The sequence below is a fragment of the Lentzea kentuckyensis genome, from assembly GCF_002150765.1.
GTDB lineage: Bacteria > Actinomycetota > Actinomycetes > Mycobacteriales > Pseudonocardiaceae > Lentzea > Lentzea kentuckyensis.
In genome coordinates this window covers 94,345-117,547 of the sequence record NZ_MUYM01000006.1, presented here as the reverse complement: position 1 = coordinate 117,547, position 23,203 = coordinate 94,345, and the positions used below count along the sequence as shown (strand labels likewise).

Below are 23,203 nucleotides of genomic sequence, written 5' to 3'. Positions count from 1 at the left end.
GCACCACACATCACTACCCACGTCACGACAATCGCTTCGATCTGCAGCAAGACAGAAGCCTCCGCGACGAGCCCCACGAGCGCCGCCAGACCAATAGGCACATCGCCATGAACAGCGACCGAGCTGGACCGGTAGTAAATCCGGTAGCTGAGACAACCCGAAGCTAGCGAGACGCCGACGAAGCAGTGGGACCCTCAAAGCCTGTATACACAGGTCAAGAGTGTAGTGCTGAGACCGGCGAAACGGTCTGACACTCGACAGGATCCGTTCACACCGAAGAGGTCACTGGTTCGATCCCAGTATCGCCCACAGTGTGTTTTACCAGTTCAGACGGCCTGTTGATGGATTCCATCGACAGGCCATCTGCGTTGCGTAGGGTGGAACTGCCCTGCGAACCTCAGGTCTGCGGACTGCGAATCCGCAGGTCAGCGACTTGTCACCCATCCAGCCCGTGATCTATTCGCCCACTACCGAAGAGGTCACCAGGTTCGTTCTCGGCATCATCCTCACAATGAAGGCCTCTGACCTGGGAAGATCGAAGATCTCTCGGTGTCCATCGCTCTCTGCTCTCGGCGCCTCGGTAGTAAATGTGGTAGCAAACCTGCCTCGTCGCACGTCACATCAGCACCGCCGACGAGGGCAGCTGGAGCAGACCAATCACTGTCTTGGCTGCGTCGCGTTCGAGATCCTGCGGAGTAGGCCGGCGCCACCCAGGGCGAGCGCGTTCCTGAAGTCTGCACTGGCCAGCACCTGCAGTAGGCCATGAACCTCGACGAACTTCTTGCACGGTCCACGTCGAGCAGCCTGGTCTTATCCAACGATGAGAACTGCGCAAGTCCAACGGGCGTGCGCGGACCTCGGCATCAACCGGTTGATATGCCTGCAGCAGATCGGGCCGATCCGGGGGGACGAGGTGATGACGAGCATCCGGTTGATCAGGGAACTGATCCCGGAGTTCGACCGGTCCTGACTTGGTTCAGTCGCCGTGGCCCGCGCTCGCCGTCCTGCCGCTGAACGGGCAGCGCGGGCGGCTTCCCGGTCGTCGTTCAGAAGCGCTCGTTGGACTCTGCGGCGATGCGGAACCCGTGCCCGGTCTGATCGTGGACGCACCGCATGCCGGTGGTCTCGGACGTGCAGGTCATGCCTGAGACGGAGAGTGCGGCACCGTAAGGCAGAACCTTCGCGTTGCCATCGCTGAACATCAGGCCGCCGGCACACAGGTAGGCGACCTTTCCCGTGCTGTTGACGTACATGCCGAAGCCCCAGTTAAGCCTGCAGTCCGCCGGCTTGGGCGGGACCGGCGTGGTGGTTCCCTGGCACGCCGCGAGTCCTGTTTGCCCGTCGCTTGGAGCGAGAATGCCGCACCAGAATCGCCTGGAGGGTGAGTCGAAACTGTGTATCCCCGCGAACTTCTGGTAGTCGGCGGGGTCGGCTCGAACCTTGGGGCGCCGTGACTCGACGTCTTCGTTGACCACGCCCGTGGCAACGTTGGTCAGTTCGACGGCGCGCATGAGGTTGCTGTGGAAGCAGGCGCCCAGTGCTGACGTGATCGGCTGGGCGACGTCGTTGCGCGCGGTGACGTTGAGCGCGAGAGCGACCTGGTCGGTACCGGCGCGCACCGGGTTGAGCTGGTAGGCGCAGGAGGTCTGCTTCGTCTCGCCGCCGTACTTCGTCGCGGAGTCGGTCATGACCACGAGGTCTCCGACGGGGACGGTGTCGACCTCCCACGGAAGCCGGAACCAACCGGCTTTCGGGACGGTGAGCGCCGTGTCACCCGCCAGCGCCACGACTTTGACGTCTCGGGGGAACGACTGGAGCGCGGCCAGTTGTGGCGAGCCCTGCCGCAGCGCCAGGCCCGCCTCCGAGTCGAACGCGCGCGCCGGTTCCGGCAGGAAGTCGCAGAGCGTTCCGGTGTGGACGGACGTGGTACTGAGCTGGCCGCACGTGGCGAGGATGAGCCGGATCACGCTGACGGCGCGGTGGGCGATCGCACCGACGTCCAGCGCCACATCGCCCAGCGCTGCGATCAGCGAACCCGTGTGCGGTGTGCCGAAGGTGACGACAGTGCTGACCTTGTTCGATCGGCCGGGGTTCTGGCCGAGGGCATACCGAGTCGCCAGTCCGCCCATGGAGTGCGCGAGGATGATGACCTTCTCCCCGCTCGCTTCGAACAGGCAGTCGATCGCGTTGCCCAGCGCGTGGCCGATGTGCTGGTCGTCCACCCAGCGGGCGGAGTGGTCGTGGTAGTCGAACGTGAACACCGCGGTTCCGGGTATGCGCTGGATTTGCCCGACCATCGATCTGGTCGGTGACAGGGAGGAGAGTTGGTTCGCCGCCAGGTCGATCTTGTGGGAGAACGCGCCCTTCCTTCCCTCGTCGTGCGTTGACCTGCCGGTCCAGCCGTGCACCATGAGCACCGGGACGAACTTCCCGCGCCCGTCCCGACTGATCCGCACGGGCGTCCCGTCCGGGTTCACGTCGGGATCGCCGGTCAGTTGCGGTGCGAGACCGACACCCTCACATCGGACGTCCGCGGGATCGCCTGGCGCCTGTGCGGCAGAGTGAGGCACGATCGTGATGAGAGGCAGGAGCGTCAGCACTGCCAGGTACCGCAACGCCTTCATCGCGTTCCTCCGACTGCGGAGTCGCTGATGGGCATGGTGGCGGCCACCTTCCACCGCCCGTCCTCAGATACCATCACCACGACGTAGGAAACCGTTGGTAAGCCGGGCGAGCTGACGGTGACCTCGACGGTTCCGCCGCCGACGCCGTCCGGGGCCCACGAAGCCTCGTTGACCTTGACCGAGGATCCGGCTGGAACTCCCTCCCGAGCGCGTTGCCCGACGTGGCTACGGCTTCCGTCGGCCACCACAGAGTCGGGATCTGTCGCCAGCTGCCCCAGAGCCACCGCGACCTCACGGGCCTGATTCGCAGGCGCCTCGGCCGAGTTGGTGGTCGCAGTGGCGCTGGACGAGTTCGTGCGTTCCTCGTCGGAAGAAGATCTCAGAGACAACGTGATCCACGCAGCCGCCGTCAGCAGTGCCATCACTGCAAAGCTGAAGGCGACTTTAGCCCACCGTTTCACGGTCGTTCCTCCTCCGGGTTGTGCATGCCCCTCATCGGCAACGGCGCGGAGAGAGTTACCGACGGCTTCAGAGAGGGACATGTCGCCGTGGCCACGTGATAAAGAGCAGCGAGCCGAAAGCCTCGAATTCCATGCGGGCCGTACAACTCAGCTTCTCTCCGCCGCCAAGTCCGTGTGCGCCTCCTGGTTGTCGTGGCGTCAGAACGGCCGCACTCACACGGCGGCGACCACAACGATCGCGGTGCAGAGCATCGCGGCCCCTAAGCAGGCCAGTTACGACTCGGTGTAACAACAGATCATCTCGACTCGAATTCCAAACGTGCACCCGAGCAAGTTCAGGATCCGAGGACTTCGCGCCAGCGAGACACACGGTCGCCGAGGCGCTGCGGCTCGCGCACACCAAGGGCTTTTCCCGGCTGTCCGCGCCGAGCGCGGCCGTTCTGGGCAACGGCGAACGCTCGGTACGAGTCGAGCAGCGGAAACGAGGACATGACCAACTCTCGGGAAGAACGTGTTGCGCACTTGATCGCCGACAAGGGTCCTTGCGGCGAGGCCGAGTTGCTCACCCGAGCGCGCGTCACCTGGCCTGGTCTGACCGTTCAAAGATTGCGGAAGATCGTGACTGCGGCCGTCCACATCGGGCTTCTGGTGGATGACGGCGGAACCCTGCGGTCCGCATCGCGCGCCGCGGACCGCACACACCTCGACTCTGCGCCTGTCGAACAACGTGCTGTCCCCCGAGCGATCGTCATCGACGTGGAAGCAGTGGTCCGGCCGAGTTCTCAGGGATCCGGCAAGGATCGTCGCATCTACCAGATCGGCGCGGTTCGGTTGTCGGCCGACCAGACCTGGGTCGAGGACGCCCCGAGGTTTGACGCGTGGGTTGCCTTACCGGACGGGGAGTGGGAGGACCACCTGCGGTCCACCTCCGTCAGAGCCCGGTACGAGTCGGGCAAGGTGCCCGCCGCGCAGGTGCTGCAGGACCTGCGGGAGTACTCGGAGGGTGCTGACACCCTCGTCGCGTACAACGGTTTCGCCGCCGACTTCGAGATGCTCGAGAACTTGGCCAAGAGCGTGGACCAACCTCCGCCGGGAGGTCTCCGGCTCGTGGACGCGCTGTACTTAGCACATGCCGTCTGGCCCTTCGCGTCGACGCACCGGTTGGGCGAGCTCGCTGAAACCACCGGTGTGGACCGAACCGGTTTGCGTTGGCACGACGCTGGGGACGACGCCGCCCTGACCTCCCGACTGCTGTGCCGTGCCGCGGAAGTCGTCATTGCCTGGGACGGGCCCCTGCGGGACCTGGTGCTCGGGATCGGCGTCGGATCGCCTGCTTGGGCCTTGATGACTTCGCTGCTTCACGAGCCCTCCAGGCCACCCGCAGCTGACGACGGTGCTGTGGCAAATGTCCTCGCCGGGACGTTGGCCGGCTCAGGGCTGTTCACCCCCCTGCGTCGAGGACGTGCAACCCCAGCGACGTTCTCGATCCCCAAAGGCATGCTCGACGAAGCGGGTCGGACTGATCCGCACGTACTGGCACAAGCCGGGTCGGGCAGGGCCGTTGAACGGAGACCGGCCCAGCAGCGCATGGCCGAGGTGCTGGCGGATCAGGTAGCGGTCGGCCGCGACGCGTTGTGCGAAGCGCCGACCGGGACCGGCAAGAGTTTCGCCATCCTCGCCACAGCCCTGGACTGGCTGGCCGCTTCTCCTTCTCGACGCGTGGTTCTCGCCACCTACACCAAGCAACTCCAGTTCCAGCTCGCGACGGACATCACCCGCCTCATGCCCGCTGTCAGCGGTCTCGACAGCATCACCGACTTGGTCAAGGGAAGGCGAAACCGCCTGTCCATGCGATCGCTGGTCGCTGCTGTCACCGACGCGATCACCTCCAACTCCGGAACCGGCAGGCAATCCGAGCGCAGCCGGTTCGTGGCCAAGCCTGAGTACCGCGAGCTCCTGGTGTACTTGGTTCGGCGACTCACCAGCGCTACGTCGGCGTACCAAGCGTGGATGGCACGCAGTGTCGACCCGGTCGACCTACCGGCCTTCCTGGCCGAGTACATCGAGGCAACAGCGGGGTCCATGGTCGGAATGTGGCTGGGTGACCTGAGCCAGGAATACGGCGAGTACGGAGCGCACTCTGGTTCGCCGCTGGCCCGCATGACCGACACCGTCGCAGAGGCGCTCGCCAACCACCGATTGGTGATCGCCAACCACGCGTTGTTGCTGAGCAACCCCGATGTGTTCGCTGACGACACGTTGCTCATCGTTGACGAGGCGCATTCTCTTGAGCACGCCGCCACCGGGGCGGCAAGTGCCGAAGTCGACTACCGGTCCATGGAGAACCTCGTAGCAGAACTGCTTCATTGGAGCCGCACCCACCGCCACACCCCAGAACTGCTTCGCGAGCACATCGCCGATCTTGAGCGGTTGCTCGACACCGAGGTGATCCCCAAGGCAGCGCAGGCGGTGTTCGACGCGGTGGGTGGCGAACCGGGACTCCGAACCGCGACGCTGGCGAGCCCGTTCGGCGGTCTCGGCAGCAGCACGCCCGCGCGCCACCTGATGTCCCGCTTCAGCAGGCTCGCCACCATGGCAGGACAGGTCCACCAAAGACTGATCGGCCATCTCGGATCACCGGAAATGCGCGCCGCGTCGTGGTGGGAACGTGAACGGACTGCGTCATTGGCCACCAGGGTCGAGAACCTGGGCGACGCCGCGAAGACGATCTTCAGTGATGCCGACGAAATCCTCACCCTGGACCGGGCAAGGGCCTTACCTGCCGACGTGCCAACCATCCTGGACGGCGATCAGGGCGGCGAGCCGGACGTCCCACTCGACCCGCTGGAGGAGCATCTGGGCGAGACCGGGGCGGACGACCAGCCAGAAGCGTCAGGGAGCATCCCGCAGCGCGAGGTGTCGAACCGGATCGTGTACGCCACCGAACTCGAACTGCAGGGCTTGAGCGTTTCGGCTCGTCGGTACGCCTTCACGGTGACGTCCTCACCCATCGAACTGTCCCGTGACCGGCAGTGGCAGTCGGCCAAGGAGCGCTTCGCCCGCATCTTCTACGTCTCGGCGACCCTGCGGGTCTCTGGCCGATGGGACTACATCCGCAGCAGGCTCGCCCTCGACACCGATGTGGACGCCCACTGCCTGCCTGGACCGTTCGACCTCGCCGAGCAGGCTCGCCTGCTCTGTCTGACCGACTTCCCCAGCTGGGCTGAACAGGCCGAGGGTGCCGTCCGCACGGTGGCCCACCAACTCGCCGGTTACGCCCGCGAGGTCATCCGTCGAGATCCGAGCCCTTTGGGAATCGACGAGGCGGAGACGTTCACCGGCGGAGCTCTGGTCCTGACCACGGCCACCCGTACGGCATCCGCGATCGCCGAAAGCCTCCTAGCAGAGCTACCTGCCGAAGCACCTGATGTGCCCGTTGCCGTTGCTCCTGTCCTCGGCAATGCCCGCGCCGCGCATGCCTTCGCCGAGGCCGGGGGTTTTTGCGTGGCGACCCGCGGCATGTGGCAAGGCGTCGACTTCCCCGCCAACCGCCTGTCCCTGGTATGGATCAACAAGCTCCCGTTCGCGCCGTTCGCCGATCCCGTGGTCGCGGCTCGTCGCGCCGCCATCGCCCGCCGCGCCGCGGACAGCGGTCACCCGGACCCCGACCGGATCGCCAGCGAGTCCTACTACCTGCCGTTGGCCGCGATGGACCTGAGGCAGGCCGTCGGCCGGCTCATCCGTTCAGCTGGCCACCGAGGCGTCATCGTCATCAGCGACCGGAAGCTCGAGGGGAACACCGCGCTGCGACGCAGCTACCGGAAGGTGTTCCTCGAGTCGCTCGATCCAGGGCTGCTCACGAGCGATCCGGACACCGGCGAGGCCGCGGGAGGAAACCTGGTGACCATGGCCGCCGGGTGGGAACGGATCTGGCGGTTCCTCGCCGACTGCGGGAAGATCACCTCCCAGCGCGCCGACGAGTTGTGCACACCGGCGGCACTGGCCGAGCAGACTCTCCTGCCCGCCACCCGCAAGATCCTCGACGCCCGCATCACCCCGGCGGCCGAAGCCGCGGCGCGCGCCGACGGAACGTTCGGTGACCTGCTCGTCGAGCGATGCACCAGGATCGCCACGTGTCTGCACCCCGGCGACGAACCGATGGTTCTGCGCAGTCAACAGGAGCAGGTGATCCGCGCAGTCGCCGCCAGTTCCGACGTACTCGCTCTCCTGCCCACCGGGTTCGGCAAGTCTTACACCTTCCAACTGCCCGCGCTCGCCATGAGCGGTGTCACCGTCGTGGTGTCACCGCTGGTCGCGCTCATGGCCGACCAAGCCCTCGAACTCAACGCCACCGTCGGTGGCGCCGTTCGAGCACTGGTCGGGCCTATGGCGGAGTCGAACAGCAGACGTGGTAAGACCGAGGTCGCCGAGCAGCTCACCGGGGTCAGGGACCACGGCATCAGACTGATCTACATCTCCCCGGAGCGCCTGGCGAACCGTCGTTTCCAGGACTTGTTGCGCGAAGCGGCCGAGAGGGGAAACCTGCGGCGCGTCGCGATCGACGAGGCCCACACGTTCGTCCAATGGGGAGACGACTTCAGGCCGAGCTTCCGACGGGCAGCCACGCTGCTAGGCGAGTTGAGGACCGCACACGGGCTTCGCATCACCGCCGTGACCGCGACGGCCAACCGCGGAGTACGCCAAGGTCTGCGCAGCGGACTGTTCGGTCTACCGGAGGAGCCGACCGAGGGCGAACCGCTGACCACGATCACCGCAGACCCGCTGCGCCCGGAACTTGCCATCTACCGACGGGTCATGCCCTCCGGTGGCCCCAACGCCGTGGCCGGGTTGGCCGAGGCGGTGACGGCGGCTTGTACGGACCACGCCATCTTCTACTGCCTCACCGTCCGTGAAGTGGACACGCTGTACGCGCACCTTCGCGAGTTCATCGGCGAAGGCGGCACCAAGCGGGTGCGCAGGTTCCACGGCCGGATGCCCGAGGCGGAGAAGGCCGCAGTGCTCACCGAGTTCCGCGACGCGCCTACGAGGGACGACGAAGATTTCGTTCCGCTGCTCATCGTGGCGACCAGCGCGTTCGGGCTCGGCGTCAACCGCAAGGACATCCGCTGCGTGTTCGTCGTGTCCCCGCCCACCGACCTCGCGGGGCTCTACCAACAGCTCGGTCGAGCGGGCCGTGATCAGGCGGGGAAGCCGCCCGCCACGATCACCTCGCCCTCTCATGGGCTGGCACTCGGCACCGGCAAGGGGTTCCGCACAGTGTCCTGGATGGCCTCCCGGGGCCTGCCTACGTCGACGCTGCGACGCATCGGGAACGCGGTGCTGGTCGCCGCTCGCGACCAGTGCGTGCTCGATCCAGACCTGGTCGTTGACACCGTCATCGGTGATGAGCTCGCTGCGGGACTGTTGCCCGCTCGTGAAGCACGGAAGTCCGAGACGATCGCGGACTACCGGACAGCCGTCGTCAGGGCGCTAGCGGTGCTCGCCGCGGCCGGTGCCGTGGACGACGGCGGGGACTTCCCGGCGACGGTGACGCTAAAGCCGATCGACGATCCCGTCCGTTACGGCGATGATCTTCTAGCCTCGCCCCTCGCAATCGTTCAGAAGCTCGCCATGACCAACCCCGGCCGTCACCGGGTGGTCGAACTCCACCAGCAGCTCACCTCGCAGGTCGTCGGATACGCGGATCTCTCCGGCGACGCGGCCGGCACGTGGACGTTGTTGGCGACCATGCACGACCTGGGAGCCGTTGACATCTCTCAGGCGGGCAACACCCAGACCCTCATGTCGGTCCAGACGAGTGGGGGCAAGGGCGCGCTGCCCCCTGATTTCGACATCCGGATGAACTCTCAGAGGCAAAGGCTCAGAGAAGAGGTTCGCGCGCTGCGCGGCTGGTACTCCGAGACAACGCGGTGCGTCAACCAGGGTTTCGCCGACTACTTCGGCCGCCCTGACCAGTCCTTGCCAGAGGGAACCTGCGGCAGTTCGGCGTGCCGTTGTTCGAGTTGCTGGGGCACCACGGAAGACCTCGTCCTGCGTCCCGCACTGCTGAACGCATTGAACACGCCACGACCGCGACCGTCCGCCAACCGGGACGGTGCTCCCTACCACGAGGCTGTCGAGCGCTACGTCCGGACGTTGCTGTGGGACAACTTCCGCGGCCTGACCGCTGGAATGCTGCACCGGGTCCTCCGCGGTGACGACATGTTCTTGTCCAGCAAGTCAGGACGCGTGCGGCCGTTGTGGCCGCAGTTGCTCTACCACAGGCTCAGGGGCGTCGACCCCGGCATCAAGACAGGTCATGTCGAGGACGCGCTGATCCGGTTGCGCAGCAACGGTGAGGTGGTGCTGGCCGACGCGCGGGTGTGGCGACTACGACGACACGTCGACCGGGACCTTGCCCACACCCCAACGGCCCGGATGGGAGTGAGCGGATGACGATCACGGAAGCACCGGTGTGGCAGCCGTTGTACGACGAGCCGTTGTTCACCGGCACTCTGCTGCAAGGCCCCGACGCGGTGCCCGCCACCGATCGCGTCAGGATCTCCACCTACTTGGATCAGGTGGCACGTGTTCGTGGAATCCCGCTGCACACCAGCACGGCGTTCAACGCCCTGCATTTCGGGTTCGATATCGAGAACGACGGCTACCGCGCAGCGGTCCTCGATCCGGAACTGTTCGTACCACTGGAGGCGAGGAACGGCCGGTTGCCCCTGCTGCCGGTGGGCACGTTTGTCCGCATCGAACGCGGTGCGCACCTGTTGTGGGGCGAAGTGGTCGCCAGGTTCGGCGCGGAAGAGGCAGACCCGGACGGTTGGCTACCGGCGCACCTGTCTGGAGCACGTGACGTGTTCGACGAACAGGGCTGCCGTCGGGAACGGGTGGTTGTCGACCTGCACGCCTTCGGTGGGTCCCTCAACTCCGGCGACCGAAGAGAACTGCAGCGGCTTCGGCGCCGAGGGGTGTTCGACGAACGCGGGCACCTGACCGGGAACGTCCACTACCCGAACGCGCGGCACGGCGCTCTCGACGACACCGCCTTGTACGCCGCTCACCTGCTCGGCGCGGCCAAGCCGTTGGTGGCTCACGGCCCGCTCGGCAACTTGCTCACGGAGTCGGACGACGACACGTTGGCCGTAGCGCTGAGAACTGCGCTGAACACGATCGACGCGCTGCTGACCGACGCGCCGGACGTGCGTCGCTGGGCCGGATACGCCACCTCGAGCGATCGCTACCGGGAGCGGTACGACCATCGAGGTCTTCTCGGCGGAAAAGACCTCGACGAGCTGGTCCACGCCGTCACCCGGCCCACCGCCGTCCCCCGTTTCACCGGTATCTGGCCGTTGCTCGCGGGACGGGTCGACGCGGCCAGGCGCGTCGACCCCGATGACTTCGCCGCTGATCCGCTCGAGTTCACCGGCGCGGCAGAGGCGGTCGTACACGCCAACCTCGCCGTCGCCGACTTGGTGGGGCCCACCGGGACCGGCCGGCTGCCGAACGGGAGCCACGTCCGAGTGGACGACACGTGGCAGGCCGGCGGGGTGTGGCTGAGCCGAGCCGCACCAATTCACGCGAACCTGGGCGACGTCGATCCGCTGCGGCCGCTCGGGTTGGGCCGGCACGGTCTGCTTCCCGAGCAGCCGCCGGACGTAACGCCGACAGTGGATGAACCGGAACTCGAAGCCCCAGTAGACGACACTTGCGCGGCAGAGGTCGACCACCTCTCGAACAGCCTCACCGTCTACACGGTGGCGCTGCGCTCCACCCACATCGACAGCGACACCCTCCCCCTGCCCGAGCGCCTCGAGTCGATCCCGGCCGAGGGAATCCTCGTCGTGGAGCTGCACCACGACGGCGACGATTTGGCCGAGGACGAACGCGTGCACCGGGTCGGTCGCGCACCAGGACTGCTCACCGGCATCGCCTGGCCGCTGTCCTTCTACGCCGGCATCAAGGTCGTGGTAGCGATGGCAACCGAAGCCCGGCGGGTGTCGGTTACGACGATCTTGCTCGACGAACCGCTCGCACTCGGACCGGAGTACCGATGGGCAGCCGACCTGCACATCCTGACCGGTTCCGTCGGACAAGACCAGGACGGTGCGGCGGAGGCAGCTCCATCCACACCGCATGAGCAGATCGACCCACTGCCCGGATTGATCGTCGCGGTGCTGCGCCGTCACGGTGTAACAGGGGCGTTCGGCTCCCGCAGGCTGACAGGTCCCCAGCTGCTCGCCAGCCTGTTCGGCGACGACCTGGTGAACCCCGTGTTGTTGTGGGAGGTCATCCATACCTGCGAAGAACTGGTCGACAAGGGGAAGCTCTCCTGTGAACCGGGCGGAGACGCGCCCGACACCTTCGTGTGGTGGCCCGGCCCGATCGCTCAACGCCAGGCACAGCAGCAAGTCGAGCGGCAGCAGCGGGCCGCCTTGCAGAGCAGCATCAGACAGCACTGGGTCGTACCGCGCCTGCGAGCCCTACCCGCGGGGTATCGGGCCAGCGACGAGGCTCAGGTGGCGTACGCGCAGTACATCCGGAAGCTGCGCGGCCCCGGTACGAGTGCACAACTCCCCGACGGGTGCACCTTCGTCAAAGGACACGCACGCGGCAGCAATCCCGGGCCCTACTGGATCCAGCTGACATGACTCCACAGGTGCCGACCACCGATCTACCGGGCAAACACCGCTAACGAGAAAGCCGGCCCCACATGTCCAGTCGTTCCCGCCGCCTTCGAAATCAGAACCAGCCACCGGTGTGCACATCAGACGGCTTCCTCCGCCTTGCCGCCAAGGCAACCAGACCCGCGACCAAGGCACTCCTCACTGCCGAAGCGGAAGTCGCCGCGCAACTGGAACGCCTGGGCGACCCGGTGAACGATGCCTTGGAGGTCATCGGGCCGGAAGAGTTCACCGAGCTGGTGTGGCGGATGCCAAATCCCGGGCGGACGGAGTTCCTGAGCGCTCTCAAGATTCCTGGGGCGAGGAGACTCGCCACGGCCACGGCCACGATGGGTCTGAACCGCGTCCGCGCCAGAACGCCGGAGCAGCGGTTGCACGACGTGCGCTACTTCTCCACCTCGGCTTTGCGCGGTGTGTCCGTCGCGATGGAGCGCTGGCTGGAGGACCAGGATGACGACTCCCTGTCCAAAGCGTTGGTCGAAGATCCTTCACAGATCAATGCGAACCGGCTGGTGGTCGTCACCCACTGGTACGACACGCCGGCGTTGGTCGCCGCCCTGCGATGCGGTTTGAACGCGGGTCTCGCGCTGCCGACGTGGTCGACGGAGGTCGTCGGCAGTGTCATCGCAGCGTGCCGGGAGCTGGAACGAGTCTGGCTCGGCTTGGACGAGTGCGAGCGCACCGCAGTCGACAGCGCTGGTGAGCTGTCCGATTCCGAGGAAGACACCGTTGCTGTTCTGGTGGACTCCGGTGAACCGCAATCTGAGCGCGCCGAGCTCCTCCCCGTAAGCCTTGACGACCTGGTGGTCGCGGCCGAGGAGCTCGAGCAGGCGCTGACCGCTGCCCGGCAGCGGGCGGAGCTGTTCGCCCATGACTTGGCGCAGGGACGGCTGCCGGCGTTCGAGCGCATAGAGCCCATCCACACGCTCTACGCCGTCGTCGACCGGGTGAAACCGCTCCTCCGCGACAAGAACGCGCATCTCGGCTTCGACACCGCGAAGGAGCCATCGGACGGCGAGAACTGCGGGATGTTGCTCGACGCGCTAGGCGTGGCGATCACCGCGGCATCAGCAGAAAGCGGAACCCGTGACGAACTCCGACGCTTGATCGACGTCACCGGACCCGAGGCATCGCTTGACGTTCTGGACAAGGTCACAACGCTCACTGCAGAGCTGCTGCACGCACATCCCTGGGATGAGGCCCTCCGCAATCGTGCCGATGGACTGATTGCGCTGCTTCGGCTCATCGACGTGGTTTCGGCCGGTGACACCTCAGCGGCAATGGAGTGCCACGGTCTGGCGCAACAGCGGCTGCCGGGTGAACTCGCGCCGATCCTGGTCATGGCTCTCATGAATCAGCTCACCATCTCGAACGACGCGCACCAGGCGCCCGCACAGGTCGACCCTCCCGACCACGCCGACTTGCCGGTAACCCCCGACGACAACATGGCGGTGGCAGTGGCTGAGCCACCGCATCCGCTGCTCACGAAACCCGGCGAGCTACTGTCATCACCACAGCAGTCCAAACCCGCCGCGGCGGAGTCCGGCGACGTCGTCACCCCAGCTAGCGCATGGAGAGGGGCAGCGCAAGTTCCTGCCGACGCCCTCTCTCCCTCGGTGCTCGACTTGGAGCCGCGCGACGGCAACGAGGCACCTGAGTGCCGCTCCGACGACGAGAATTCCGCCGATGAGCAGGCCGCGGTCTCCGACGACCTCGTCATCGGCATCCCGTCCGAAGCTCAAGAAGACGCTCTGGCGAGCGGGGCAGAAGAGCGGATTGCCTCGCTGTTGCAAGCTCACGAGTACGGTCTGGCTCACCACGCGGCGAGCGCGGCGGGATCCACCGCTACCGCGAAAGCGTTGCTGCTGTTCACGTTGAGCGAGGCAGTCCGCAGCGAGACCGGTCCCACGGCGATCGAGTTCCACAACGCCCTCGACGACTTGCGGGTCCACTCCTTCGACGGCGACCGCCCGGCGCAGCTCCTGCTGTTGGCCGCGACGGTTCGAGCCGCCCTGGTGACCGCTGATCCGGCAGCCGGAGAGGTCGTCAAGGACCTCTCGGCCAGCCTGCACGAGCTCCCGGCAGTCAGCCGGCTGACCGACGCCATCGGTACGGCTTCCGCCCGCGGCGTCCTGTCGAGGAGCGAGACACTGAAGGCGCTGGCCCCCATCGCCGGTGCGGACAACGACATCCAAACCGCCGCAGCGCAGGCGGGCCGCGAGCGCACCAAGCCCCGCACCATCCGGTTCGCCCGCGCCAACCAGCTTGTCGACAGCTGGTGGTCGCCAAACGGCTTGATCGGCGCCTTGCTCGAGACCGCCGCCAGTGATCGGCGAGAACAGGTGGACGTGGTCGCGGCTCAACTGCGCAAGCTTCTCAAGCGCGAGCACCTCGCCCGGCAACTGCGCAGCGATGACGAGGAGCTGCGCGGGACAAGCGGCCGCCCCCTGGAAGGGTCCGCCCGTCGACGCCTGCTGGATCACGCAACGGAATCCCTCGAGGTCGTCGGCAGCTGGGTGGACGCGGTGCGCTCGGAGGCGAGTGCGGAGGGCGAAGGGGTACCGATCCCGTCGAAGCTGGCCGAACTGCGCACCGCTGTCCGCAGGGAGTTCGTGCCGGCCAAGGCTGAATTGAGCACGCTGATGAACGCGGAAACCGTGCTGGCGGGGTCCGCAGGCGCGTGCCTGGCCAGCCTCACCCGCAGCGTTCAGTTGCTCGATGGCAAGAGCCTGATCGGGACTGAACCCGACCCGGTGGTGGTGCTGAACCGCGACCTGCTGCGTAGCTCGTCGCTGCGCATGGACAGCAAGCTGGTGCCTCTGGACGACATCACGGTCGACCACATCGTCACCGCCGTCGCCAACAGCTGGGTGAACGCCTTCGACGACCGGCTCGCGCAAGAGGACTACGTCGCCGCCCGCACAGTTGTGGACGTCATCGCCGACGACGGAACCGATGCCGACCCGGTGAAAGTGGAAGAGATGTCCAACCGGCTGGAGCAAGGCATCACCCGCTCTCGTCAAGATCTCCGCGCGTTGCGCCAGGACATCTCCTCCCAGGTGAACAAGGCAGCGCGGCTGGGACAGCTCGGCACGACCGAGTACGCGCAAGTGATCGCGGCATTGGAAGCCGCGCAGGTCGAACGTCATGATCTCGGAACGGTGCGCCGCCAGCTCACCGGCATCGCCGAGGACCTGCCCAGGTTCGCCGAAGAAGCGAAAGCCGCCCTGTGGTCGCGGGTGCAACAGGAGCTCAACACCGCTGCCGGCCGGGTAGCTGACAACGCGGCGGAGACCATCAAGTCGTGCATCGACGCCGGTGACCTGGCCACGGCGGAGGAGTACCTGCTCAACGCGCTGGCAGGCGGGGAACCTCCCACCGCAGAAGTGTCAGGGCACCGAGCGGCGTTCCTGGCCGTGGCCCGGTCGTTCGGCACCGGTGTGGACGACGACATCGTCCAGGCGGCAGAACGTGGCGGATCGGCGCGCGGTTTGGAGTTCGGCCATCTGTCGGACGCTGCCCGGACCGCCGCGGAGGAAGGTCTGCGCCAGTGGGTGGGCATGAAGACCGCTCGGGATCGGCGCAACTTCCGGATGAAGTCGGTCTTCGCCTCGGCCTTGCGTCTGGCCGGCATCGAGTTCACCGGTGAGCGGCAGCCGTACAAGCTGACCTTCGCTCCGAACCGCAAGTGGCTCGAGCTGACCGGGTTCAAGCGAATGCCCCAGGCGTTGATGCCGGCGTTCGGGTCGCGCACCGACGACAAACTGAAGATCATGATGTGCTGGGGGGTCCAGGACGCGCAGACTCTGCTCACCTGGATCGCGCAGGACGCGACCACGGACCCCATCCTGATCACGTTGTTCGGCACCATGACCGTCGACCAGCGCAACCTGCTGGCGAAAGCGTGCGCGGACCAGCCGGATCGAGCGATCATGGTGCTCGACGATGCCGCGATCGCCTACCTGGCCACGACCGGAGGGGGCCAGTTCCCGACGACCGAACGCATCCTGCTGCCGTTCGCGGCGACGAACCCCTATCACCCCCATGCGATCGGCAACGTCCCGCAAGAGATGTTCTTCGGGCGCAGGCACGAGTTGCACCAGGTCATCGACGACTACGGGACCAGCCTCCTGTACGGCGGCCGGCAATTGGGTAAGTCGGCTCTGCTTCAAGCAGCGGCACGTCAGTTCGAGCTCGTGCCGGAACGCGTAGCCGTGTACCTGTCCCTCCCCGTCGGCTTCGGTTCCACGGATCAGGTGGACGACCTGTGGAGCATGATCGCCGACAAGCTCGACCAGCGCGGCATCGTCCCGTTGCAGCGCCGCCGACGTGACAGCGCCCAGTTCGTCGAGGCGGCCGTCACCGCCTGGCTGGACGCGAACCCGAGCCGACGGCTGCTGCTGTTGCTCGACGAGTGCGACATGTTCTTCGACGCGGACGCCAAGACCGGCTTCCGGCACACGACCAGGCTGCGCGAACTGATGAACACGACGAAGCGGCGCTTCAAGCCGGTTTTCGCGGGCCTGCACCAGGTTCAGCGGTTTGCGCACCTGCCCAACCAACCCTTGGCCGGGGCCCACTTCGGTGACCCCATCGTGATTGGTCCGCTGTCTCCGGACCCCGCGTACCGCCTGATGTTCACCCCGATGGAGACCCTCGGCATCACCTTCGAATCCGACGAACTCGTCCACCGAGTACTTGCCTACTGCAACTACCAACCCAAGTTGTTGCAGCTCGTCGGTGACGCCCTCGTGCGAGAGTCGCTGAGCCGCCGCGGCACCAGAGGGCCGGACTACCTCATTCGCGACGAGGACCTCGAACGAGTCATCGGCTCGGACACCGTTCAGCGCAAGGTGAGGGAGACGGTCCAGCTCACCCTCGAGCTCGACTCGCGGTACAAGCTGATCGCCTTGATCGTGGCGCTCGACGCGCTGGACAACGGCGCCGACCACACCATGGACACCAACACGTTGCGCGACGCGTGCCACGAGTGGTGGCCCGACGGGTTCCCGCACCGAGGCCCGGACGAGTTCCGCTCATTGCTCTCCGAGATGAGTGGGTTGGGTGTCCTGTCGGAGCGGAACGGCCGGTGGCGGTTGCGGTCCAGCAACGTCCTGCGACTCCTGGGGACCAGGGAGACGATCGAGGACGAACTGTGCGGGGAGAACTGGAAGGACAAGGTCACCCGCCTGTCAGCCGAACACGTGCGCCGCACCCTGAGGGACGGATCGATCTCGCCGCTGACGGAACGGCAACTCGCGACGGTGATCGAGCGGAGCAATCGGTTGCTGCTCGTCGTCGGCACCCCGGCCGTCGGCATCGACCAGGTCCAGTTGCTCCTGGACGAGGAGGCCGATCGGATCGGTGCGCGGTTCAGCATCCACAAGGCGGGAAGCCCCGCGAGGTTCCGGAAGGAACTCACCGGTGGCACAGCAGGAGACCTCCACCGAGTCGTGGTATCGGACCTGTCCGGGACCCGTTTGGAGAATGCCACCGCTGCCCTCCAGCAGGCTCTCGACATGATGCCGGGTGCCGGCGTGACGAGGACGGTGGTGGCGCTGGTGGACGCGAGCAGCAGTGACCTTTTCACCCATTCCGATGCGCCGGACCTGGCAGGCTTCACGGACCAGGTCATCGCCATGCGCCGATTGTCAGCTGACGGCTTGCGTTCCTGGGCAGTGTCGGAAAACGAGAAGGTCTCGCGGTTCAGCGACGCCGCCAGTCAGAAGCTACTGATGGACGCGACCGGGGGTTGGCCGACACTGCTCGACGAGGCCGCCCAACTCGTCGCAGTGGGTCGCAGTGCACGACGCGTGTGCGAACTCCTGACCGCCGGCGTGACCAGCGGCAAATACGCGGTCAAGCTCATCGAAGAGGTCGGCATGGCCGGTAACCCGGTTGCCGAGGCCGCATTCGCCAAGCTGGTCGAGTACGACGGACCGGTGACGACGGAGGAGATGGTCGAACTGCTCGACGAAGGCGGGCGCACTGGCAGCCGCCTGGTCGAGTTGCTGCGGTTCCTGGACGTGGTGGAGGAGCGCTCCACCGATGGCAGGTGGATGCCGGAGCCGGTGTTCGCTTCCGCCTGGAAGGCCGTCCGCGACAACGAAGCACCAACTGAGCAGTAGCCCGCCCGCTCCGATCCGTGATCCCACTGCAGCCCAAGTGACGGTCTGACCGTCACTTGGGCTGCAGTGGGATCACGGTCGCGTCCCGTAACGTGACCTGTACGTCATCACACGGTGTGGCAGAGTCGAACGGGATAGGACTGTCCAACGCAAGCCGAATCCGCAGATCCCTGGGAACACTCGCGATGTCTGCGGCCAGGTTTCCTCCAGAGGCTGGGAAGTGGAGGGATCCTCTTGCCCGTTCTTCTCCGTCGACGAGCAGTGACCAGTGCATCAAGGCCACTGGCGGGCACGGCGACTGCATGCTCATCTCGAACGTACCCACGATTCGCTCGACTGGTTCGTTCGGATAGGACGTTCGAAAGACGGTTTCGAGCTCCTTTTTGCCGTCAGAGCCCACGATCCACGTGTGGTCTTGGCCGGTATTGCGACCTGCTGCGACTTTAGGCTCGTCGCCAAACCGATAGACCAGCACCATCGGCGGCCGCGCGGGCGGCTTGATGCCGCTCTCAGGCAGAGTGCCCGTGACGGAGTCGTTTCCCTTGGTGCTGGCTTGCGGAGCGCTCATCGAGGGCCAATCGCGCACCGACATCAACGTTGTGAACGCCAGCATCACCACGACGAACGCCCACCCCAGTGCGAGATCGCGCCGCCTCAAATGCCCACCCGTAGTCGATGCTGTGATCGTCCCGATGGCGTTCAGGCCAGGAGCGGACCTCTCCGGCAAGACTCGAAGGTTTGCAGTGGACGTCATCGACGAGTCAAGGATCCGCGTCACGTCGTTGCGCAGGTCCACGGTGGCGTTGTGGGCCTTGTCGAACTCGGTGAACGCCTTCGAGGCGTCAGATCTCCTGCCAACCGCCACCAGTGCGCGCGCGAGGATCCGGATCAGCCGCTCGTCCTCCGGCCATGCGGTGAGCTGCTCGAGGACCTCGTCGAGTGCCTTGACGTGCTGGCCGAGTTCGAAACGGAGTTCGGCACGATCGAGGCATGCTTGACGCTGTTGCTCGTCGATTCGGCGCCGGACGCTGTCGATGAGCGGGGAGTCGAGGGCCCCGAGAGGTGTGCCTCTGCACTCCTCGAGCGCGGTGTTGAGCAACAGCAGTGCGGGCTCGCCCTTGGCCGCACGTGCCTCTTGGATCAGACGCCGGAAGCGGTGGTAGTCGAGGACCTCGGGGTCCGCGAGGTCGAGGCGCAAAGTACCGGATGTGCCGATCAGATCTGCTTGCCCATCGAAGTTCTCTCCAAGAAAGGTCCGCAGGTCGCTGATCGCCTTGTCCCTGGTGTTCTTCTGCCAGCCGTTCGGGGGTAGTTCCAGCAACCGGGTCTTGTCGATCGTCCTCTTCGGATCGCTCAGCAGTGCGCCCAGGAGCAGCTTTCGCGTCGGGGTAAGCGGCAGCGGGCCGCGGAGCGCGTGGATCGCCTGCACGTCCGAGAGAATGCGCAGCTCCACAGATCACTCAACTCTCCGGCTCGAAGCCGAGTTCGGTGGAGGCTTCAGTCACCTCGTCACGCAGGTCTTCGTCGGCGGCAGCCACGTCCATGGCTCGCTGCAATAGAAGCTCTGCACCGCGCTCGTCGTCCTCGATCGTCGCGTACGCCTGGGCGACGAGTGCGGACACGAGGTAGGAGGTCCGGTCGTCATCCTCAAGCGTTGACAGCATCGTCACTGCTTCTCGCGCCAGTTCTCGAGCTTCGTGGTAGCGCTGGAGGTCGACCTGTGTGTGCGCCATGTTGGTCAACGCTTCCGCCAGGTGCACAACGGATCCGAACTCGGTATCGAGCAGCGCGCGTCGGTGCTCGACGGCCTCCGCAGTAAGGCTCGCCGTGGTGGCGAGGTCTTCGAGGTTCGCCGCGCACACGCCGGCGTTGAGACACGCTACGGCCAGGTGCTCCAACTCGTTCGCGACGTCACCTCCTTCTTCCACCGCCTCACGGAGCAAGGCGATCATTTCCTGATACAGCTCGAAGGCGACCTCGTGTTGCCCGTCCGCCTCGACGGTTCGAGCCGCATGTCGAAGGATTCGCACGAAGTCGCCGTCAGGCTCGCGATACCTGGTTGCGATCAGGTTCCGGTAGATCTCCAGCGCCTTCATCGCGTCTGGGACCGCGCGGGTGAGATCATCGAGTTGGAACGCGGCAGCGGAAGCTGTGTGCAGCGCGGCCGCCAACTTTTCCTGGAGAGCTGCGGTTTCCGAGCGCATGGCGCGTTTGAGCAGTTCGACGGCCTCGTCCGCCAACTCCAGGGCCTGCGACTCTTCGTCCAGGTCGGACAGCGTGTCCGCTAGACCGACGAGCGCGTCCGCAAGATCAGGCTCGAACAGGTCAGGACGCGGTCCGGCCAGCTTGCGGTAGACCTCCGCGGCTTCGTCGTAGGCGTCGAGGGCGTCCTCGGTCCGGCCGGTGCGGGCCAGGTCGATCCCGAGGTTGTAGAGGGCGCTCGCGAGACCCGCGAGGTGCTCCCCCGGTTGCCTGGTCGCCAGGGCGCGGAAGAGCTTGACGGCCTCGGTGGCGTGGTCCAGCGCTTCCTCGGACCGTCCGGTCTGCCGGTACAACGAAGCGGTGTTGGTCAGGGCGTCGGCCAGCAACACGTCGTGCGCGTTTCCGTAGCGCAGGACCAGGTCGCGGGCCAGCGTCACCGCCTCCTCGCCCACCTCGACGCCCAGCTCGGTCTGCCCGAGCTCGGCGTGCGCACCGGCCAGGGTGCCGAGCAGCCCGATGAGGTCTCCTCGATGAACGTCGGGGGCTTCGGCATCGAGTTCGCGCACGATGTCCACCGCTGTGGTGCAGGCCGCGAGATGTTCCTTCCGCCAGCCGATGGCCGCCCAGCACGATCCCAGGCTCTGCAGGCCGTTCGCGTAATCGGCCCGAGCGCCGGGGTGGTCGGCGTGCACCAACTCGAGCAGTTCGTCCACCCCGCGCTCGATGCGTGGCAGCGCCTCTTCCGGTGCTCCGTCGGCGTCGAGCAGGATGCCGAGGTTGACCAATGTGCTGGCATGCCGGTGCTTCAAGTGCTGCCGGCTGTAGGTGCGACCGGGTTGGCCCCCTTCAAGCAGTTGCTCAAGCAGTTCGACGGCCTCTGTTGCCGCCGCAATGCCCTCGGTGTGCATGCCGAGCTTGGCGTACGCCGTAGCAAGGGTGTCCAAGGAGACCGCCAAGGCGACCTGGTCGTCCAAGGTCGGTCTCACGAACGCCCGATAACCTTCGACCGCCTGCCCCGCCAGCGCAAGCGCTTCGTCGAACTCGCCGACGTCGAGCAACCGCAGCGCCAGGTTCTGCCGCACCTCCGCGACGAACTCGTTGTCGACGTGCTCGTGCCGCAACTGCAGTTGCAGGAGCACCTTCGTCTGCGCGGCTGCGAAGACCGAGAGCGCGAGGCTCCGGTGCGGCAGCCGGTCCATGACGACCTCGGTCAGAGCAGTATCCGAACCGGTCAGCTCGGTGATCGCCTCGACGAGCTGCGGGCTCTCCACCTGACTGGCGACCGCGACAGCGACCGGCAGCCGGTGCACCTTGTCCGGTTCGATCAACCCGAGCAGGTGCTGCAGCACGCCGTCGTGCCGTGATGACGCCCGCGCCAACACTGTGATCGCACGGAGGACCTGCCCTTCGTTCAGCACACCCGCAAGGGAAGCTACCGCTGCGCGGGTGCCGAGGAACTCGACGACGAGATCTTCACCCAGGCGGTCAGGGCGTAGCGGGTTCAGCGCGGCAGGGCCTGGGTACAGCGCCCCTGCCCAGTCAGCATAGGTGTCGATCAGCTCCGTTGGTTTGCCCTGAAAGGTGCGCAGGGATCCCAGCAGCCGGTCCGCGTCCTCCGGGGTGGCCGCGCCGCACAGCGTCGCCACCGATATGACGGCGTTGAGTCTGCGCGTGGTCGCCTGCGCGATGCCGTGAGCTTTTATGGAACGGAGCCAATAGCGTCGTTCATGATCCAGCACTCGGTCCAGCGGATCGGTTCGAGTGCTCGACCAGCCGGAGATCGCGTCCAGAACCGCCGCCAGCGCGGCGGCGTGGACGTCGAGCATCCGGTCGTACCGCTCGTCGTCGAGATCGGCAGGCGGATGCACCTCACCGGTCGGGATTCTTGTCAGATGGGGCGTGAAGGCGCGCACCGCTTGGTCGAACCACCGGCGCCGGGCACCTTGGCCCGCAGGCAGCGACCGCACCGGTTCGACCACCATCTTCGTCAGCAGCTTGGCGATTCGAGCGTCCTTGTCCCTGCGGACGGTGGTCGGCAGCACCCCGACGGAACGCGCGAGCAACAGGATTCGCGCTTTCGTCGTGCGTGCGAGTACCGCCCGCACCACGGCGGTCACTTCACTAGCACGGCCCTCCGCGTAGTCGATCACCAACAGCACGGGTGTCGCTTCCGCGAGCACCTGGTCCAGTGCGCTGGGCGGCGCGTCTTCGCGGACCAGGCCTGCTGTCCATCCGGTGCGGCCGGCGAACCGGACGAGTTCGTGGGCGAGACGCGTCTTGCCGCGCCCGCCAGGTCCGGTGATCAGTCTGAGGTCGACGGTGTCCGAGCCGTTCAACCAGGCCTTGAGCCGCGACAGGTGGTCGTCGACCTCGTCGAAGCCGACGACCCGGTACTCGGCCTGCAGCAGTGCGCTGGGCAACGGCTCGGGTCCGAGGACGTAGTCGGGCTCGAACAGCAACGGCGTCAAGCCGACCCCGGCATCGGCAGTTCCGTCGCTGCTCGCCCGAGGCTGGAACTGCTCGTCGTGCGGCCAGCGGCGACGGCAGCCGTCGAGTTCGTCCGCCGCCTCCGTGCCACGTCCCAGGGTGGTCAAGAGCTGGATCCTGCGGTGGTGCGCCTTCTTCCACCGCTTCACGAGGGAATTGCGTTCCGCCTCCAGCTGCGCACCGCCGCTCAGACCTGCCCACGGCTCGCCGCGGAACTCTGCCGTCGCGGCTGCCAGTTCGGCCAGCACGACTTCCGGTTGGCCAGCCGCATCCGCCGCCTTCAGGTGCCTCTCCAAGCGGTACAGGTCGACCACGTCCGGGCAGGACAACGTCAGGCTCAGCAGTCCACCGGCACGAACGAGCTTCGCCGCTGGATCGAGGTCGCGCACAACCGCGCGCAGCTTCGTGACGTACCGGGAGATGGTGTTCTTGACCGGCTCTTCGCCGTCCCAGACGAAGTCCTTGATCTGCTTGTCGCTGACCTTCTCGCCCAGATGCAGCAGAAGTACCACCAGGAGGGCGTGCACCCTGGGTGCCAGGGCGATGAGCTCGCCGTTGGCACGGCGTACTTCCACAGGCCCCAGCACTCTCAGATCCACCGGGTTCGC

The 23,203-nt window shown here is 66.3% G+C and carries 8 protein-coding genes; 5 read left to right on the top strand and 3 right to left on the bottom strand.

Annotation, left to right across the window (positions count from 1 at the left end; genetic code table 11):
* The first annotated feature begins 820 nt into the window (after positions 1–820).
* Positions 821–970 carry a hypothetical protein gene (locus B0F77_RS47700; RefSeq protein ID WP_158102601.1) on the top strand — a complete coding sequence of 50 codons (150 nt, stop codon included), beginning with the start codon at positions 821–823 and terminating at the stop codon, positions 968–970.
* A 76-nt stretch (positions 971–1,046) separates the two neighbouring features.
* Here the strand turns inward: B0F77_RS47700 and B0F77_RS04820 are convergent, their stop codons facing one another.
* Positions 1,047–2,624 (bottom strand): DUF6636 domain-containing protein, encoded by a 1,578-nt coding sequence (locus tag B0F77_RS04820; RefSeq protein ID WP_086661549.1) that lies wholly within the window; start codon positions 2,622–2,624, stop codon positions 1,047–1,049.
* 336 nt (positions 2,625–2,960) lie between these two features.
* On the opposite strand from B0F77_RS04820, the gene B0F77_RS46940 reads away from it, so the two are divergent.
* The 4 genes from B0F77_RS46940 to B0F77_RS04800 all read left to right on the top strand — a co-directional run bounded on the left by B0F77_RS46940 (position 2,961) and on the right by B0F77_RS04800 (position 17,906).
* Complete coding sequence (locus tag B0F77_RS46940; RefSeq protein ID WP_143466564.1) at positions 2,961–3,374, top strand: hypothetical protein; 414 nt, start codon at positions 2,961–2,963, stop codon at positions 3,372–3,374.
* 467 nt (positions 3,375–3,841) lie between these two features.
* Positions 3,842–9,541 carry a DEAD/DEAH box helicase gene (locus B0F77_RS04810; protein WP_245847832.1) on the top strand — a complete coding sequence of 1,900 codons (5,700 nt, stop codon included), beginning with the start codon at positions 3,842–3,844 and terminating at the stop codon, positions 9,539–9,541.
* Complete coding sequence (locus B0F77_RS04805; RefSeq protein ID WP_086661546.1) at positions 9,538–11,745, top strand: hypothetical protein; 2,208 nt, start codon at positions 9,538–9,540, stop codon at positions 11,743–11,745. The genes B0F77_RS04810 and B0F77_RS04805 overlap by 4 nt, the downstream gene beginning before the upstream one ends.
* A gap of 224 nt (positions 11,746–11,969) precedes the next feature.
* A complete protein-coding gene (locus B0F77_RS04800; RefSeq protein WP_245847831.1) occupies positions 11,970–17,906 on the top strand; it encodes a hypothetical protein in 5,937 nt (1,978 codons plus the stop codon).
* A 52-nt stretch (positions 17,907–17,958) separates the two neighbouring features.
* On the opposite strand, the gene B0F77_RS04795 is transcribed toward B0F77_RS04800, so the two are convergent.
* Complete coding sequence (locus B0F77_RS04795; protein WP_086661544.1) at positions 17,959–19,359, bottom strand: AfsR/SARP family transcriptional regulator; 1,401 nt, start codon at positions 19,357–19,359, stop codon at positions 17,959–17,961.
* Positions 19,360–19,366: 7 nt separating this feature from the next.
* The gene (locus tag B0F77_RS04790) at positions 19,367–23,194 is read right to left on the bottom strand and encodes a tetratricopeptide repeat protein (RefSeq protein ID WP_158102600.1); all 3,828 of its coding nucleotides are present in this window, start codon (positions 23,192–23,194) and stop codon (positions 19,367–19,369) included.
* Positions 23,195–23,203: the final 9 nt, after the last annotated feature.